This is a genomic window from Corynebacterium sp. ES2730-CONJ, assembly GCF_024834055.1.
Classification (GTDB): domain Bacteria; phylum Actinomycetota; class Actinomycetes; order Mycobacteriales; family Mycobacteriaceae; genus Corynebacterium.
Map to the genome: position 1 here is coordinate 223,285 of NZ_JANUXZ010000002.1, position 19,257 is coordinate 242,541.

The 19,257-nt window shown below is 50.6% G+C and carries 11 protein-coding genes; all 11 read right to left on the bottom strand.

Annotation, left to right across the window (positions count from 1 at the left end; all coding sequences use genetic code 11):
* Positions 1–117 precede the first annotated feature (117 nt).
* Complete coding sequence (locus NXS13_RS03295) at positions 118–2,157, bottom strand: pentapeptide repeat-containing protein (RefSeq protein ID WP_259289358.1); 2,040 nt, start codon at positions 2,155–2,157, stop codon at positions 118–120.
* A gap of 2,441 nt (positions 2,158–4,598) precedes the next feature.
* On the bottom strand, positions 4,599–5,297 hold the full coding sequence (locus NXS13_RS03300; RefSeq protein ID WP_259289359.1) for a HEPN domain-containing protein: 699 nt from the start codon (positions 5,295–5,297) through the stop codon (positions 4,599–4,601).
* A 16-nt stretch (positions 5,298–5,313) separates the two neighbouring features.
* Complete coding sequence (locus NXS13_RS03305; RefSeq protein WP_259289360.1) at positions 5,314–6,474, bottom strand: DUF262 domain-containing protein; 1,161 nt, start codon at positions 6,472–6,474, stop codon at positions 5,314–5,316.
* Positions 6,475–8,630: 2,156 nt separating this feature from the next.
* A complete protein-coding gene (locus NXS13_RS03310) occupies positions 8,631–9,251 on the bottom strand; it encodes a DUF4230 domain-containing protein (RefSeq protein ID WP_259158001.1) in 621 nt (206 codons plus the stop codon).
* Between the two features lie 242 nt (positions 9,252–9,493).
* Positions 9,494–10,321, bottom strand: a complete 828-nt coding sequence (locus tag NXS13_RS03315) for an ABC transporter ATP-binding protein (protein WP_259158000.1) — start codon at positions 10,319–10,321, stop codon at positions 9,494–9,496.
* A 59-nt stretch (positions 10,322–10,380) separates the two neighbouring features.
* Entirely contained in the window at positions 10,381–11,433 is a 1,053-nt protein-coding gene (locus NXS13_RS03320; RefSeq protein ID WP_259077357.1) for an iron chelate uptake ABC transporter family permease subunit, read from the bottom strand.
* Positions 11,430–12,431: an iron ABC transporter permease gene (locus tag NXS13_RS03325; protein WP_259289361.1), complete on the bottom strand. Its 1,002-nt coding sequence runs from the start codon at positions 12,429–12,431 to the stop codon at positions 11,430–11,432. The genes NXS13_RS03320 and NXS13_RS03325 overlap by 4 nt, the downstream gene beginning before the upstream one ends.
* A gap of 42 nt (positions 12,432–12,473) precedes the next feature.
* Positions 12,474–13,421: a hypothetical protein gene (locus NXS13_RS03330; protein ID WP_259289362.1), complete on the bottom strand. Its 948-nt coding sequence runs from the start codon at positions 13,419–13,421 to the stop codon at positions 12,474–12,476.
* A 52-nt stretch (positions 13,422–13,473) separates the two neighbouring features.
* A complete protein-coding gene (locus tag NXS13_RS03335) occupies positions 13,474–15,600 on the bottom strand; it encodes a hypothetical protein (protein WP_259289363.1) in 2,127 nt (708 codons plus the stop codon).
* Positions 15,601–15,624: 24 nt separating this feature from the next.
* Positions 15,625–16,629, bottom strand: a complete 1,005-nt coding sequence (locus tag NXS13_RS03340) for an iron-siderophore ABC transporter substrate-binding protein (RefSeq protein WP_259077377.1) — start codon at positions 16,627–16,629, stop codon at positions 15,625–15,627.
* Between the two features lie 203 nt (positions 16,630–16,832).
* A complete protein-coding gene (locus NXS13_RS03345) occupies positions 16,833–19,115 on the bottom strand; it encodes a YncE family protein (RefSeq protein ID WP_259077379.1) in 2,283 nt (760 codons plus the stop codon).
* Between the last annotated feature and the right edge of the window lie 142 nt (positions 19,116–19,257).

The window sequence follows — 19,257 nt, forward strand, 5'->3', positions numbered from 1 at the left end:
GTCTCGAGGGGCCTACGTCCGTGGCGCACGCGATCGCAGCACAATGCTGCATCCTTATTTGTTGAGGCATGAGGATGCAGCATGAGCTTTTAGGAGCACGAGCGTTCGATAAAAAATCTAGCGGTAGGATTTGAGGCTGTCCGGCCATTGGGCGTCGTTGAAAACCAAGTACTCTACAACGGGATCAACCTCGAAGACTGGAGGATCACTCACTTCAATTTCAGCAGAATCAAAGCTGGATCCGGTCTCCATCCGAGTAGGTGCCTCTTCAGAGCCGAAAGAGGCCGTGCCTTTAAAGCGAGCCCCTTCGAACTGTGCATCCTTATAAAAGGTAGCTGCATCGAAGATGCTCTCTGCGCTAAAAGTTGCGCCATTAAAGCCAGAGTGGGCATCAAAGGAGGCGTCACGGAAAGAAACCTTCTGGTAGAAGACCGAGTTTAAGAACCATACGCCCTTGGCAAAGCGTGCCCCGTCAAAGATGGTTTCGCCACCGAAGGTGGTGTACTGGAAGTCAGTATGCCCGGTGAACGTGGACGAAACGAAGCTCGCCTTATCGTTGATTTTCGCCTCACCAAAGAAGGTATCGCCAGCAAAGGTCACCCCGCTCAACCACAGATCCTTCTCAAAGCGGGCTCGTGAGAAATTCACATTTCCCCGGAATTGGGCGTTATCGAATCTCACGTCCTCAGTGAAATTAGCCCCGCCGAACCACGCTCCTTGCCTGAATACGGTATGGAAGAAGGAGGCCTCAGCGAGGAATTGGGCATCAGTAAATACGGGATCAACATCGAAAGATGCGTAGTTGAATACAGCTGGGCGAGTAAATGTGGCCCCGCTGAAGTCTGCCACCGAATCAAAAGATGCCTGACTGAGATCAACCTCAGAGATGAAATAGGCGTGGCGGAAATCGAAACGGCAATCGGACCAGAGCTGTTCTATTGGCTTGAGCTGCTTCTTCCCCGCTGCAGTTTCGAGGCCACTAGCAGAAACTAGATGCTCGGAGAATACGCCGAAGATCGTTGACTCAACAGCACGCTCTCCATCGGTATCGTCTCCGCGATGACTGCGCAAATAACCACACAGGATATCCACCACTCGCTGTTTATAAGAGCCACCTCGGATATCGGCAACATCTGCAAGGGTATAGATGCCGGCAATGCGAACCTGCGGGGAATCTGAACCTAATTTTTCCATGGCCTCATCGAGACGGCGATCGGTACTCAAACCGTCCTCGGCCAGCTGATTAGTCGCAGAATCGCGGCGCTCCCAATATCGAAAAACGAAATAGGCGCTAGCAACCAGCGCAATAATGGCGTATTTGAAGGTTTCGACTTGAGTAAGAGCCGCAAATTGGTAGCTGGATGCAGGATCTCCCAGCCAGAGCGAGGCCAGTGTGGCATAAAGAAATAAAACGATGACGAGCGAAACTGCGAGCGCACGCAGCACGGATTTATTGGACCAGTGCTTAAGCGCACCCCAAACGTTGGCGATCTCGCGTCCGATCGTGCGCACCAGGGCAGCCATGCGCACCTTATAACTCGGCCAGTTCTTTTGAAAATTTTCGGAGGAATCCTGTAGCTTCTCACTCGCTTCCTGGAATTTTTCGCCCGCCTCGAGCTTCACTTTCTCCGTAGCCTCGGTGAGTTTAGCGGAAGTTTCCTTAAATTTTTCGCTCGCTCCCTCCCTCACCTTTTCTGTGGTTTCGGTGAGCATGGCGGAAGTTTCTTGGAATTTCTCCGTTGCCCCCTCTTTGACTTTTTCTGAAGCTTCAGAAAACTTCTCTGAGGCCTCGTAGAGTTTCTTAGCACCCTCTTGTTTGACAGCATTCAGCTTTTCTTGAGCAGCGGATTGCTGCTGTCCCTCTTCCACGACCCCAGCGTCGAGCTCCTGCTCAATATCGGGCTTTTCCACCCCGACATCTGCGCGCAGCGCCTGATCGTTGTTTACAACCTGCGCCGGGTCAGTACCCTCCTCTGGGGTGTCCAAGGCTTTTAGTTCCACGGTAATGTCACCGTCAATATCAGTTTCTACTGCGGTCACCGCATAGTGGTCCGCCTCAGTATCGGTAGCCTCGAGCGGGGTTTCTGACTCGGAAGTGATTGAGATATCTGCTGGTGTTTTCTGCTCTGGATATTCTTCGCCTGTGTCTTGAGCCATGAGGTCCTCTTTTGTTGGGGGGGAGAAAATTCTGATACCTCACGATTTTACCGCTCACAGCCATATCCTGCGCCCGAATAAATGCGGAAGCAACGACGTTTCACAGATTCTAGCGGTAAAAACGAGGGAAATATCATTTCGAGAGTGAAGTAAAAACAAATCTGAACAGCCCCCGGTAGCGCTACTCGATTCTCTACACTTAATGTCGTACTGCTGACATCTGCTCCCGATGCCCTGACAAAAAGATATTCAAAGAGCTTACATCGAACCAAAATTTTTACTCTGACGCTTTTGGGAAGACTAACTCTCCGAGCAACTTAACTAGGGACCTCCGGGCACTCCCGAGACAATCCCCTATAGAAAGCGTCATATTCGCGCGCCAATCTGAACTTATCGCCGCCTTGCGCAAACTGTAATTAGTCTGAAATCGAAGTTGAAGAGTTGATGTGGTAGAGGTGAGCCTGATGAAAGTGGGGGATGTCGGGTCTTAATCATCCTCGGCCTCTGATTGGCACTGTTTACTGTTCTTAATGCCCAGCTCCTGGGCATCCCACTGCACGAGACCGCTCCATCCTCCGCCAAAAGAGCGACGCCCACAGTTTAATTAAGGAGTGAAGGTTGTGATCGTGTTAGGATCAATTCCTGTCACAAGAGCTTTGTTTCCCAAATGCCCTCGCAGGTTCTACACGGATGTACTATCAAAATGTCACCTAACATCCGAAACTCGGATTATTGCGCTAGCACAGCTCTCGTTGGTAACTGAATTCAGATCAGATTGTGTGTTCAGCTTCGGTTACCAAAATCAACTCTGTTTTATCGCGGGGCATAGCAGCAAGTATCCTTATCTCATCGTAGGCCACTAGGCCCCGCATCTAGTTTGACGTCTTGAATTTAGGTTCTGGCCAACTACTCAAGCTGTCTAAAGTATGCCGAATACCATCAAATCTGACACTTAATCTTACGTCACGGCATCACCCGTTCCACTAAAAAGACGAGGCCTTATTGCCCATCCTTTGCAAATATCCCACTGCAGTTCCGATAACTTCACTATTTAAGAATAATGATCTCATGGGGCCAATACTTATTAACCTCATAGAAATAAACGCCTGATAGCGAGGGACTCTAAACTCACTACAACCGCAGGTCTCTCTGAGATCGATCATGCTGAAAAATGCATCAGCGAAGAGCCAATCGTCTATATCTCCAGAATGTGTGAAACCGGTTGGCAATCAAGACTTAAGTAGACACCACCGTCGGGAACTTCATCTCTTGTGACCAGTGATCGTGGACTAGATCCAAGCTAATGTACCGTTAACAGCAAATCTTGGCACCAAAATTAGCTACCTTCAACGATGATTATACCCGTTTTCGGTGCTCTCAAATATCACCGATTAATTCAACGCTCCTTATAGACGCTCGCTGTCGTTTAAGAGATATGTGCATGCACCAGATGCATCTGTATGAGTTGTTCTGCCTTATAGCCGGTTACTCGCCAAGCTTAGGTTTCGCAAACGTAAAACTGAGACTTGAATGGGAGAAAGTATCAACATGCTTCGCTGTGATAGGATGTTGAGGCTGGTTTGTAAAGCAGCTTCAGGCGATCTCGGTAGGTCAAAATCAGTTAGTTTCGGACTAGCAACCGCGCAATCGCTACTTAAATACATTCGTACAATGTCGAACGCATTACTCAAGAAATAATCGCGGGGCATCATACCTACTGCTTACAACTAGGACCTGCTTAAGACGAGCTAACCACCTTAAAATTTCGAATCTAAGTTCTGGGGTTCATACACTACGCAGATCCTGCGATTGACTACAGTCGGAGGAGGCTTTATGTCCATTCCCGGCAAAATGTGAATCTTTGTTGGTGAAACTAGGCCTAGCTTCCAACGTCGCTTTGAATTATGTGAAAATAACGCTCGTTGACTGAATCTATCTTGGCGCTATGTTTGCAATCTAGTGACCGCTTTAAACGCCTTGAAGTTTGAGTTCCTTTTATGCGTTAAAATGTCCTTCAACCTACAGCTAGCCAACGCAAGATCGGAAAATAAATGGACCCACTTAACCAGGAATGGGCAATAAACTTGGTTTCGGCAAACTGTGGAAAAGATTTTTAAGTCTGATGACACGAGGGTCCCCACTCACCCTAAACAGCAGATGATCATCATGTGCAGCTTGCGAACTTTCGAAACGGCGAGGAGCTGAAGTCAGATCTAAAAGCAAAAATACCGGGTACCGTGAGTATCTCAATCAATTCGATAAAATGTTCTACTTCCCTGATTCTCGATACTATTGGATATGGTGAAGTTGGAACCCTCTACTGAGCCTTTAATACAATATCCGAAGAAAAATGGGAAACCCCACCAACTTCGAAAACCTTTCGGCGATGAGTAATTGAGGCTAGCCTTCTCTTTAGTGATTGTCTACTCAAACGTGACTACTCATTGAGTCGAACGGCGGGCCTCCAGCTCAAGTTTCCTATGACTCTTATACTCGAGCAGATATTCTGAGATACTAATTGCGACCTCAGCATACAATAGGGCGTCAGCCTCTCCGTCGGTACAAGATTCTCCGTGAGCTACACGATTTCTCGAATTAACGAGCTTATCAAGCAGATCCTTTAATGAGGAGTCTGAATTTTGGCGATCTGCCAACCATTCATTCTCTGGTTTCCAGTTAGCTTCCATAGATTTCTTAAAAGCTTTCAGGCACTCCTCATTGCTTTTAGACTGCTCCCTACTGGAATCTGTGAAGTATCCAAGCGCTTCACAGACTTTCCCATACCGCGGATTTGCGCCCGTACTAGTGTTTAGCCCTTTTTCAATACTGCGAGACAGTTTTCCCGGCAAGTTCCCAACATCACAGTAGAGGGAGAAGCAATAAGCTACAACATGCTTCAAAGTCGATTCAACATAGGCACAACTTGACACTATTAGGAATTCCTTGAGCCTCCGCCTCAGCATGTCAGCCGAAAAATGAACTCTTACCAATCGATCGCTTGAACTCGAAAACTCGCCAGGTTCGGAACGAGATTTGCACACCGAGAGCTCTTCCCTAGACAATTTTTCAAGCAGAGAACTGACATCCCGAAGTCTGTCTCGCGAGTCATCCAAGATTTTGGTGTCAATTTTATCAATCAAACTTTGTACTTCAACCTTACTGTCTAGGTTGTTCACAATGACCCCCATCAGCAAATGCCGCAATGGCGAGCTCCATGCGAGACTTAACATTTTTTTCGTCGGCGGTTGATCTCGAGATCGCGCTCCTAAAGTCATCATCAGTGCGGCATTTTTCAATAATCCGCTCCAGTTCACCATCCGATAATGAGGAACAGTTAGCCTCTAGCCGTTTCATTAGGCCGACATAAATGGCATCCGACCAAGAGGTGTTCACCTGGTTTGAGCTTAGGCGAAGAATTGAACGGCTGTCCCCGACACTGTTTAGCCTACGTGAGGCCTCCTTGAAAAGAGATCCCGCTTTTTCAACTTCGGGAGTTAACCCATTCTCCATGAATTTATTCAAGAAACCTTTCAGGGGACGCGCGTACGATTCCCAGTCGAGGAACATTGCGAGAATGCGAGTTACCAATTCGTGGTCGCGCACGCGGGGGCTTGTTTGCCCGTAAAGATTTCGCCAGTCTTCTTCTCGATTAAGTTCTGCCACGAAATGAACCAATTTTCCAGGAAATGAGGCTATCCTTATTTCATGGGCTGTGAGCTGGGTTCCACCTGAATTCAACCGTTCAAAAATTTGATATACCGCTCGGTGATTAGCCGCTTTTGGCGTGGTGGATAGGATTATCGCTTGAATCAAAGAATTTTTCAATTTTCTCTGGAGGCGCGGTTCCAAATCGAAGTAAGCTTTACCCTTGAATTGTTCTGAGACGTTTTCAAGCTTAAACTTTTTGCCATCTCCGCCTTCCCCTGGCAAAAAATTTTGAAGGGTAATTAACCGCTGCTGCCCATCTAGAACTAGAAAATTCTCTTCTTGTTGCTTCACGAGGAATATGTTTGGAATGGGGTAACCAAGTAGGATCGATTCAATGAAGCGATCCTGCTGGGGCTTCTTCCAAACAAACGTCCGCTGAAACCCTTCGGTTTCGACTTCTTCATCATCGCTATCAAACCTCGGAATCAGGATTTCCCGTTCGTCCAAGCGACGAACCAAGCCTATGGCGTCAAAATCCTGACCATAGTAGGAAACCTCATAAGGATCACCGTTCGAGTAGCTAGTTTCTTCCTCTTCTTCATGCGTCAACGAGATAGGCTCAATATATTCTTTCCTACTGTCATCATCCTCGAACTGTCGAATGTTCACTCCATCACTCCCTTAGATAGATTTAATCTCGACAACAACTGTACTCCAACTCTTTGGATGCGACAATGGATTATCTTCTGTATCCTGCTGAATCCTTCTATTTCCCTACGACCTTCGGACCCAAGCTGGATTTAGCTAGGGTCTCGCACAAAGAAGGCCTTTAAAGGTTACAGTTCCTAGCAAGAAGCGAAGCTACAGCGCTGTAGCTATCTGTGTCCAAAAGGAATTCCGACACAAAGTTTTCTCCCTGATCGACAATTGAGCAGAGCCCAAAGGAGAATCGGAGCACAGCAAGGGTTGATCTCAAATTTTTCTTTTCGTCTGATCGCCCGTCCCGCCATCGACGGAAGTAGTAAGAACTAAACCTTAGCCCGCGCTCTCTTTCTGAAACGACCCACACCTAAGTTTCAAGATCTTTTGGTCCCCACGATTACCTACCACCACAGTGTTGGATAATTCAGTTACCCAACAGAATCTTATGATCAGGGTCGCATTATGCCCCGGATGACGGAGAGTTAACTCGTGTACTTATCGAGCGCTAAGCAGTTTAACCCTACAGTCGCGAAGGGTGAGATAACTGGTTTATCGAATGGGCGAGCTCAAAATACATCGGTGGAATCGAGTGTTCGCTTGAACGAGAAACTGGTTAGCCACCCTTAGGATCTCCCGACTTACGTGGGACATTTGCCATCTCCCGGTGACCAACCTCATGAACTGCATCTGTGATTTGTCTAGCGACCTCGGAACTAGAAATAGCTCTGGTGATGCACTCTAAAGACATAGCCCGCAATTGGCGAGTTTGGGAATTTCTTTTCAACTTAAATCGGACGTAACCCGCCACTGCCAGGTTACGTATGAACATACTCAAATTAACCAGCTTTCTGACGGGCCAGTTTTTAACCGGTAGGTCACACCAGAACTACACGGAGGAAGATGGTACTCACCTGCTAATTTCTGTCGCAGTGTACGATTTAATCCGAGGGAATTTTTCGTTCCACGAGCTGGTATATGGCTAATGTGCGGCGCTACACATCTCAAAGATTGGAATTTTCACAAGATTGACCAACACCAAGCTGGTACCAGCAGGTATAAGGTTATGGCAAGGCTCCAAAAACTCGCGCGATCAGCATTAGCCTTATTCTGTTAGGATTGTTGCGAGAGCTGGGAACAACAACTTTGTCGCCACAAGGGGCCGAGCCTTTAAACTTGTGGCCCAGCTTAATAGTAGCAGCAATGTTGCTGAGGGATAATTAGTTTTAACCAGGGGAAAAACGGATCCTGATACTTTATAAGGCTGGCTACTTGCAAGATCTCGGCTTTTAAAAAACTCAGAGTGATAGTGCTCGGTGGGAGACTTTTATTACCAGCCTCGGTTCACGTTATCCGTTAACCACACCGAACGGGGTTCGTTCCGTGTGAACCTTTAAAGCACTGTCGCAAACTCGTTTGTGACGCGCCTACTAACACCTTCTGAGCCAAGTAGGAAGAAGAAGCCAATTTGAAGAGAACACCCATTCGAACAAGAGCCAGATATCCTAAAAAATGTGCAGCACAGCGGAAATTTCGCCTAGTTGCTTTATCTAACTAATAAATCAGTAGATGCCAAGGTACTAACGAATTTTCTGAAATCTTCTTTAAACATTGAGATTGCCGGTGGACGGTGAAGGAGATATCTTGCGGGTGAGAAGGAGGGCGCCTCAGCACCATGCCGATTACACTACCGACCGTCAGCCATTTCAATGCTAAGGTCTAACTTAAATAACCTGACAACGGGGCTTTCCCTAAAAATAGACTGCAAAATTGGCCACCTAACAAAGGAGACCAGCGGCGGAGTTGAGCTATATGCCCACACTACGACCATTTCGTAGGCAGACTCGGGAATAGAACTATAATTATTGGGGCCTACTTCAGTAGGCTCGAGCTCAAGTGCCGTTGGAATGGTTTAAAGGCCCATTGCTGGCAACAAGTAACACCACACTAAACATCGAACCAGGGACACGGGGCGAGTACTCTATCCGTTAACAAGAGTAGTCCCAGTTATATTCCAAAAGTCCGACGATGCTATTTTGGGAAAATTTGATCCCTCCCAGTCACCTTCGTCAAGAGCAAAATGGAAAGTTGTTCGTCTCACGGTTAGCTATAGGGCCTACTCTAGACTACTTCCAGGTTACGGTAACTTCGTAGTCTTCCTTGTCTGTATGAAGGAGCAGGGATTTAATATGAGTATCGAGGAGCTGCTCAACGCGCTCCCCGGCGCGCTTGAGGATGCCATGCTCAATGGCCTGAGTTTCTGCCGCTTTACCTTCGACAGTAAGGAAGCGGGTCATATCGTCCACGCTGAGCTGGTTGAGGGGATTGTAGCTTTGATCGTAAACAATCACACTGTCGGGGTCGATCTTGGAGTCGATGATCTCTACGCGCGGTACTTTCAGCGTGACCTTCTTCGTGTTTTCACTCATATCAATAGCGATCTGGCTGAAGTCTTTGACCCCCGCTTTAACGGTGCCGTCGTAGGTAATGAGAAAATTCTTGCCCGTAAGTGGAACCGTCAGGCCGTAGATCTGGTGGCCTTCATCTGCAAATTTGCCCACATTGGTAAAGGTATATTCCTCCACAGCTAATTCCGCTATATCTTTGAAAGATGCGGCGATGCCGGTAGACGTTATGGTGGGTTCTTTTTGTCTGAATACCTGGCTTTGTGCATAAAAGAAGGCGGAACCCACAATAAGGAGCAATGTTAAAAGTGCTAAGCCGAGACCTATGAAAAAGCGGCGCATATGAATCCCCGATATTCTTTCTTTTTCTTGTGCGCCATAGCAGACGCGAATAAGGACACAGTACTGGCACAGTATTATTGAGACTGCAGTTAAACTTGAATTCCATATTACATACGCTTTATATCCGATTTCGACCTACGATAATCGACCATAAAATGAGCGGGCCTTAATGTGCGAGATCTTAAAGTGCCAGTGATGCTGCTCCTTGCACGCCATCTGGTGTGCCCCTTGCTTGCTAGCTCCTATGTGAGGCGAGGAACCACGATTGGGCGTCCACTCTCGGGATCTTTCACCAACCTGCAGTCCAGTTCATATACGCGCTTAATGAGCTCTTCGGTCACCACGTCTTCAACGGGTCCAGTGGCTTGAATTGCTCCGTCTTTCATCACAATTAAATGTGTGGCGTAGCGAAAAGCCAAGGTTAGTTCATGGAGGACCATGACTACCGTCACACCGTGGCGCTGCAAATCGCGAGCGAGGTTGAGCACTTCCACCTGGTGGGTGATATCCAGATAGGTGGTGGGTTCGTCAAGGAGCACTATGGGAGTGTCCTGGGCGAGCACTAAAGCAAGCCAGACTCGCTGGCGCTGACCACCAGAGAGTTCGTCGATACGCTTCTCGCGTAAATCGAGAACGTGGGCACGGCGCATCGCACTTTCTACCGCTTTTTCGTCAGCTTTGGTCCAGCGACCTAGGATATCTTGGTGCGGATAACGTCCACGTGCAATCAGATCGGCCACCACGATCCCATCGGGGGCCACTGGGCTCTGCGGCAGAAGACCCATCTTCCTGGCCACCTCTTTAGCCCCCAAGGAATAAATATCTGCTCCTTCTAGAAGGATGGATCCTTGGGAGGGGATGACGCGCACCAGCGAGCGCAACAGGGTGGACTTACCGCATGCATTGGGGCCAACGATAACGGTCAGTTCACCACGGGGAATAGTTAAAGTGAGATGAGAAATAATGGAATGAGATCCGTAACCAACGGATAGCTCACGCACTTGGAGGGCGCTATCCTTTGCGCTCGGTTGCCCTTCCTCGAAGATTTGCTGTTGATAATTCACGCTCATTGCCTCTTTATATAGATCGCCACTCTCATGGATAATTCTTTTGTCATCGTGCCGTCTGCCTAGGTGCGCCATTGTTGCACCAACAGCCAGATAAGATAGACCCCACCCAATAGTCCTGTGACGACTCCCACGGGTAATTGGGTGGGGGCAAAGAGCCGCTGGGCCAACAAATCGGAGACCATCACGAGGACAGCGCCCATGAGTGCAGCATTACCCATGCCCACCCCAGAACTGCGACTCATGCGCCGAGAGATCTGCGGGGCCGCGAGGGCGACAAAGGAAATGGGGCCAGCCACCGCAACAGCAAGCGCGGTTAAAAGGACACCCACCGCAATTAGTTGATTGCGTCGCACTTCCACCCGCACACCTAGCCCTGTTGCTAGTTCATCTCCACTGATGATGATGCTCAAGGGCCGGCTTAAGAAAAATGCTATGGGAATCAAGGTACCCATAGCTAGCGCAGCAACGCTCACATCGGACCAGGTTGTGGCGTTAAACGAACCCGCCAACCACTGCGCAGCAGTTTGAGCAGCGCTCAGGGAGGCCTTAACGATCATAAGTCCATTGAGGGCTTGCAGAATCGAGGCCATACCAATACCAACAAGGACCAGCCGAATGGCAGAGAGTTTTTTATGCTGCCTAGCAAGCAGATACACAATGCTTGCGGTGGCAACTCCACCCATCGCGGCTCCTACGGCAATCGCGGCCGGGGAGGCCGCAAAGAGAGTGATCATCAAAACCGCACCGGTAGCGGAGCCCACAGTAAAGCCGATGATATCGGGACTACCTAGGGGGTTGCCAGAGAGCTGCTGGAAAATACATCCCGACACTCCCAGACCTGCACCCACTAAAGTGGCGGCAATCACACGTGGCAAACGTTGATCGCGGACGAAGAATTGTCCCAACGGATCCTCGCTCATGCCCACGAGGTTAGCGACCGTTTCACTATAACTCATGGGGTATTCCCCCAAGCTCAGCGCGCCTATCATAGCGGTGGCAATCACCGCAGCAAAGATGGTGCCGACAATTACGGATCGTTTCTCTAACCGAATACCCTTAAGGGTATAAAACCGGGCATCGGATCGAGTTGGTGCTATCGCTGGCGTACTCATGAGAATGTCTCCAGATTCTTGCCCCGTACAATATAAAGGAATACTGGGCCACCGACGAGTGCGGACATAATTCCAGTTTGGATCTCCAAGGGGGCCACGACCAGACGCGCTGCGATATCGGCAAAGAGTAAGAATACTGGTGCCGCCACGACGCAGGTTGGGATCACAAGACGTTGATCCGCCCCACAGATAGCGCGTGCCATATATGGAACTGCGAGGCCAACAAACATAATGGGGCCGACCGCGGCTGTTGCGGCTCCACATAGGAAGGTCACAGAGATCACGACGAGAGTTCGAGTAAGCCCCACCTTTACACCGAGAGCTTTACCAGTTTCTTCCCCGAGGCTGAGAGCGTTCAGCGACGGTGCGACGAGCAAAGCAAGGAATAGGCCGAGAGCGATCATCCAGCTGATTGTGAGCAGCACATCCACCCCCCGCCCTTCAACGGATCCCGCTGCCCAGAACCGAAATTCATTAAAGGCATTCTGGTTGCTCAATAAGATCATTTGAACAAAGGCAGAAATAGCCATCGATATGGCCACACCAGCTAGTGTCAACCGGGCGGGGCTGACTGAGGCGCGCCCTACCCCACCGAGAACGTAGACACCGATACTGGCTAGTACCGCACCGATGAGTGAAAGCCAGATATAGCTGCCAATCCCTTGAATACCCAAAAATGCTACCCCGGTGACCACGGCCAGGGAGGCACCGGCATTGATGCCCAAGATGCCTGGATCAGCGAGCGGATTGCGGGTTAAGGCTTGCATGAGTGCTCCGGCCACACCGAGTGCTGCACCCACGAGCATCACCACGAGAGTGCGCGGAATTCGTTGATCGATCACAACGGTACGACTGATGGTATCTCCGCGCCCTGATAGCGCCTCGATGACTGCACTTAAGCTCAGAGGATTGGAACCCAGCGCTAAGGAAGCAAAAACCATGAGGACTAGCGCAGCAACGAGGAGCAGAAAACTCAGTCGCCGCCTATGCCTCGTCATAGATATCGCCATATAGCCATAGAGGGGAACGAGATCGCATATTTATTGACGCCTTTGAACCACGAGCCACGCATTAATTGCAGTCATGCCAACAAGGAGGATCGCCAGGCCAACAAAGAATCCCACATATGGGGCCGATGGAGAGCTGCCATTCGCTGCAGCTTGTGCCACATTTTGTTGCTGCTGCTTTTTCTTATCGAAGATTCCGGTGTTGGCAGGTGCTGAGGCTGCGGAGCCGGCGGCATGAGTATCTCCCGAAAACTCAGGGCGCGCAGCGGAATTATCCAGGTTCTGTGGGGCCTGGGCAGCTTGATTAGGCGAAGCCGCTTGAGCGGGGGCATCGACGTACTCGTCGACATAGACTACTTCTTCTCGAGGCTGCGCAGCTTGGCGATTACGTCCACCTGGTTGGGCGGATGCGCGATCTGAATTTCTTGATTGCCCCACGCGCCCCCGGGCGCTTTGGGTGGGGGTGGACTGAGTATTTTGATTAGTAGCGGGTGTCTCTACGGTGGCGGTGACTGTGAAGTAGGAATTGCCCACGCTGGTATAACCTAGGTTTTTCGTTCCTTCGGTGGCTAGATAGCGTAGGTAGTGCTCTCCGGGGGGCAGATCACATGGCACTGAGATGGATCCTGAGGCGGTACCGCTACTATCGATCTTTTGTCGTGCGATCACACCTTGACCTTGGACGCTCGCATCACCGCCGAAACCACGCCCGTCATCGATCTTGATATTGACCACTTCACCTGCGGGGTACCCGTTGACTTGGTAGCTCAGCGTCCCGCACTGTTCCACCACAGAGGGGGAAACCGAGGAGGATGTCCCTGGCGTATCAGGTCCTGCACCTCCTGGCGGGATCGCAAGAGCAGTAGGCAGGGCCACGGATACGATACCGCCTGTAACAGCAAGCACACTTACGCCCCAGCGCACTAGGCGGATACGAGATGAGGTGGCACAGTGGGGTACAACAGGAAAGATTGAATTCATAAGATATGTACACGTCCTTTTCGGCTCCAAGTTGATAGGTGAATTGCGATGGTTAGGCATGTTTTCTGCCCGCAGTCAATGAAACTCCAGCTGCAGTCAAAGCAGTGACGATGAGCGAGGCGAGGATTAACACCCAGTCGGTGGGGCCCATGAGCCCGTTAGCTTTAATGACTGGGCGAATGGTATCTGCTTGCGCATTCTGAGGAGCTAGGCCTTGTTGCTGAGCTTCAAGACTTGCAGAAGAACCAAGCCCGAGATCGAGCCATCCAACCAGATTCCCGCCGCGATCGCTGAGGCTGATGGCATAGTCACCATCGGGCAACCCGCTGGTATCCAGATAGACAGTTCCTGACTGATCTACCTGTACCCAGCCGGCGTCGATAGGTTCTTGGCCTGGAAGATCGGGGTAGACATAGAGATTCGCCCACTGTCCCGTCCATAAATCTGGAACCTTGATGGCTAGTTGCTCCCCCTCAACAGTGCCGGTGACATTGCCGGCATTCGAGAAATTCAATTCACCGATGCTTGTTACAGGTGGATCTACTGGTGATATTGGGCGGCTGTCGTAGCTCGGACCTTGTACCCTGTTCGTTGCCGTTGTGGGGGCCACTAAGCTACGGCGACGCACGATTCGGCGAGTAATGATCTCCTGCTCAGTTTCATCTGCACCAGCCGTATCACCCTGTGTGGCTTGATCCTCGTTATTATCTTGTTCATTGGGGGCAAGGAATTGAGTGTCGATGGTTTTTTCCAAGGTGGTCAGGCTGTTATTGAGAAGTCCTAATTCCCTAGCGATAACTCCATAAGCACTGGTTGGGGCGGTGGTTGTTGTCGTGGAGCTGATCGCTTTGAACTCATAGTCAACCCAGCCAATAAGCTCACCGCGCTGACCACGATTGCCATTTTGTACCACAAATTTCAACGGTCCCTCGGGAATGTCCTCGTTATTAGGCAGCAGTACACTCCTGGTATCGCTGAGTCTAAACCACTGATCTTTCCACGGAATTCTGGGGGAACCATCGGGGAGGTAGGTGGAAATATACACCCAATCCCCAGGCTGTCCCTCAGGTATCTCGATAATGAGGTCGGTATCGAAGGGGCGAATAGACACCCCGGCGCGATTAGCGGGTATCAGATCGGCCTTGTAATCAATAGGATCAGGGACTCCGTTGGGGCTGTACTCACCGTTGATAAAAGTCAGCGGAATGGACCGAGATATATCGCCACTTTGGAGAGAACCTGATAATACGTTGAGGGTGTGTTCCCCCTCGCTGAGCGGAGTGGGGGTTCCCCACTGCCCGCGGGTGTCTTCAGGCAGCCGCACGCGGTGTGAGAAGCTGCCGTCTGCGTCATTTGTGACAACGATATCCCATACAGTGAGGTTGGGGTGCACCGCAAATTCTTCGAAGTGTTTGATGCCACCGAAGTTAAATTTGATAACAACACGAGCTCCGCCGCCGTTGGGCAATGTATTGCAAAAACCGCGCCCTTCGACCAGCAGCGTATTATTCTCGTCGGGAAATTCCGAGACTATAGCCTCCGGTGAGGCGACAGGTGACTGGCAGGTGGGCTTATCAGATGGTGGTGCAATCCACTGCTGCCCCTCAACCCGAAGCGACGGGGTGACCACGGTTCGGGAAGTATCTCCCTCGACGAGACCAGAAGCGAAGTTAATCGTGAGCATCTGACCCGGGCTGAGATTGAGGGGAAGAGTTTGGGTGACATCAAAAGAACCATCCGGGTCGGCTACGAATTGCCAGAAGATCGTTCGATCTTTGACACCACTTTTGGGGTGGGAGAAGACATCGTCTGGGTCCGGATTGCCGGTATCTGAGCCACCGCGCTGGTACTGGGCAACTACTCCGTCTTTCAGATAATTCAATTTCACCGTAATAGTGGAACCGGTCCCTGCTTGGTTGGTCCACCCTGAACCCTTGATGCGTAGTTTGTCGCCAGATGTGGCATCTCTTTGTACGCTGAGCTGAGCATCATCGACGTCAATATCGATGTACTCGCTCTCGGCCTCGGCATCACTTACTGGCGTAGCCGTGGTTGATTCTTCATTGGCATAGGCCCATTGTGCTGGCGCGATGAGAGCAATAAGCCCCATGCTAAGCCCTACGCTAAGCCCTACGCTAAGCCTCAGTGCTGCGCTGCGGTAGATGGAAGTGTGAGTCATTATGGTCATGACATTTCTACTCTCTTAGACGAGTTTTTCTACGATATCGTCGATCAGGCGATTCATCAGGATCGGGCCGCCTGCGGATGTCCATACGGAGCCATCCACTGGGATGATATGGTCTTGCTGAAAAGCCTCGAGGGCACTAAAACCCGGAATATCTTTAGCTGCTGTAATGGCTTTTACGGCCTCTTCTACCCCAGCGCTACCGCCTGCTTGGGGGTTGTTAACGGCAGAGCCTCCGAGGGTGCCAAAGAATATATAGTCTGCGTCAATATCATGGAGATTCTCCAAGGAAACGGGGTCGGAGTGACCACGCCCTTCGCGATCTTGATTGGGTGGGCGTCGCAGTCCAACGTCCTCGAGGGCTCGACCAGCAGGGAGTTCCTTTAAGATCATGGAGGCGCTATTGCCCTGCCAGCGCACAACGCTAAAGGTGGAATCCGCGTAGGCGTCGAGTTCCTTAGATACTTTTTCAGTTTTTTTATCGTAGGCTGTGATCAATTTCTCGCCTTCATCGCTGAGGTTCATGGCGTCTGCAGTGATGCGGAGATTATCGCGCCAATCACCCCCCGCCCAACCGGTATAAACCACTGGGGCGATTTTGTTGAGGGCTGCAATCACAGGCGGATTGTTATTAATGCTGGTGCCGTCGACGAAAATAATATCGGGTTGAGCCGTGGCAATGGCTTCGAAGTTGGGTTGGGCAACATTTCCCAACAGCGGTACGTCACCTGCTATCTCAATAAGATAGTTGGGCAAGGTTGCTTGCCCGCGGCCTGCCACCGCCCCGACCGGGGTGATACCCAGGGCGAGGAGGTTATCTAAAGTAGGTTCAGATAGTGCTACCACGCGCTGAGGGGAAAGCGGTACGACAACGTTTTGACCATCGATATCGGTGATAGTGCGATTGGAGGATTGCGTATCCTGCGGCACGTCTTGAGATGAGCACGCTACTAATCCTGGGATCAGAAGGGCTGCGAGCCCCGCTAAGAGGTGGGGACGAAGCATGGATGGCAAGGCGTTCATGGATTCCTTTTTCATAAGCAGGTTGAGAGGGTACACATGATGCGGTCATCATGTAGGCGTAGGTCTTTATCTGCTGGAGAAGAAGACAGCACGAGGGGAATAGGGCCGCAACCCCATTCCCCTAGTGGATCAGTAATCCCGTACCTAGGTCTTCCTTTGATGAGAAGGAAAACCTAGGTAGGAATTTACGATCGCTTGGTGTTTTAGAAAGGCAGGCGGATGCCTAACTGCATCGCAAGGGTGCGTAAACCACCGAGGATCACGGCGAGTATTCCTAGCGATCCGACTATTGAGAGCACGATAGTCGCCCACTCAGGCAGACCGCTTTCGCTAGAGGTCCCATCGTTTCCGCTGGGGGATTGCGGTGGGGTTTGCTCCTTGAGCTTTAAAGCGTAGAAGCCGTCCTGCCGATCGTCGCCGACACCCGCGCGGGCCTTATTTGTCACATAGACGGTACCGTCGGGGCCGACATTCACATGGTTAGCTAAAGGCCCAACTGGAATCTTTGCAACGATATCCTTGGTTGCGGGATCAATAGCAATGAGGTTGCCATCACCACGGTTGGCCACATAAACGCGCTTGTCCACAGGGTTATAAGCGACACCAAGTCCGGTCGCACCAGTACGGATAGTCTGCTTCTTATTTCCGGTGTCCGCATCGAGAATCGTAGTCTCACCGGTTTTCTGGGATGAAATATATAGCTCGTTGCGTTCTGGATCGAGAGCCACTCCGGTTCCGCCAATTAAACCGTCAACCGTGAAGAGCTCAACGCCGTTAGTTTTCACGTTGATCTTTGCCACATGGTTGGAGTTTCGGGCAACGGTATAGAGATAACCCTTAGCCGAATCGAGTTCGAGATCCATCGCGAGTTTGAAATCCTCGGTCAAGGAAATCTCTACTGGATCTAGCTCGAGGTTTGGATCAGCGACCAAGACTTTGCCGTGGTCTCGATCTGCCAGGGAGAAGTACACCTTGCCGGTAGTTTCATCCACAATGGCATCGCGGGGATGCTGTGCGGTACCTACAGGCCATTGCTTTTTAAGTTCCAGTGTTGTTCCGTCATAGGCGGCAATGGCATCCTGGCGGGAGTTTGCAGCCCACAGCAGGTTATTTTCGGTATCGAGGGCGATACCAAAAGCAGCGAAGATACCATTTTCGTCATCGCGGTGAGCAATTTCGACTTCGTCCTTCTTGCTGAGATCCTGAGCATCCAGGCGGTAGAAGACGGAGTCATCAGTGCGGTTAGATCCATTAACGATCACTGTATCGGTACGAGAATCATAGACTGACTGGTAGAGACCAGTGGGGAGCATTACTGACTGCTGTTCGTAGTCACTAACATTGAGAGCCGCACTAGGGGCATTGATATTAGTGCCAGCCGAAATAGTGGTTTCGATTCCAGACGAGCTGTAGGTAACAGTTACTGGCTCCCCGAATGGGGCATCGGCGGGGACCATCACATTGTCTATCGCCACTTGGCCGCGATCATCAGCGCTAACAGGAGCACTCAACCAGTTAGCACCATCGGTGCCCACGCGTACGACCTCAGCTCCAAGTGGCAGGTTGGCCACGCTGACAGTCACAGGTGCGCCCTGCGGCGCTCCGTCGCTAACTTCAGCATATGCGGTAGTGACAAGTGTGAGTTCTTTGCTCATGCTGCCAGCGGTGACGACGATTTTGTGAACGCCAGCTAGCGCCTTAGGTTCCGTCATACGCAGGCTAGCTTTGAGAACTCCATCATCGCCCACGGTGAAGGTGCCGAGTGAGAAAGCATCTTCGCCTATGGTGACAGTTGCTTCTTCACCGGCGGTGAAACCGGGTACTTCCATCTTGATGCGGAGCAGGCCAGCTGGTCCATGGCGGTTGTCGGCGGCGTTACCTCGAACTGAAGTGATTTCGGGAGAAGATGTGGGGGCTTCAATGACCTTTGTCATGCAAATGCCATCATCTACGCCGGTGTTATTGACATCGAAGGTGAGGTGAGCAGAAATAGCGGTACCACCATCGGTGCCTCCGAGGACCGAAATGACATGCTGGCCATTTTCCAGGTTCCCAGGTAGGACGACGGAAACATCGAGGTTGCCATCGGCGAACATATCAGCGGGTATTTCTAAAGTATCGGAGCGCCCTTGAAAGCCTTGAAGTCCGGAAGCTTGTGATTGCGCAGCAAGGTCCCACTGTTTATCATTGCTGTCGATTTTCAGCACTAGGAATCCACCAGGGCGAGGGACAACGTCCGTTGCGGTGATACGGACAATATCGCCTGCGCGGAAGTTTTTCGTATCAGCGCCGACAATTTTCAGATCGGTTCCTATGATGCCGCGAGAAGCGCGCGGTTGGACGCTAGCGCACTCAGCATCGTTAGCGAAGGCAGGGGTGCTTGAGACGACTCCGAGACCGGAGCCGAGGAGAGCGGCACTCATGAGTCCTGCCAGAGCGCGTTGGGTGCCACTTATTCTTATTTTATTCATTGAAGTTTTATTCATTGAAGAAAAATTCCTTTGTTTGTAGATACCAAAATTTGTCAGGCGACTTATATAGGTTCAAGAAAATAGCGATCCCACCGTTGTCACCGATAAGTTGTAACTTATATTCAATCTTTCGATTGATATAACCAGTCCTTCGTTG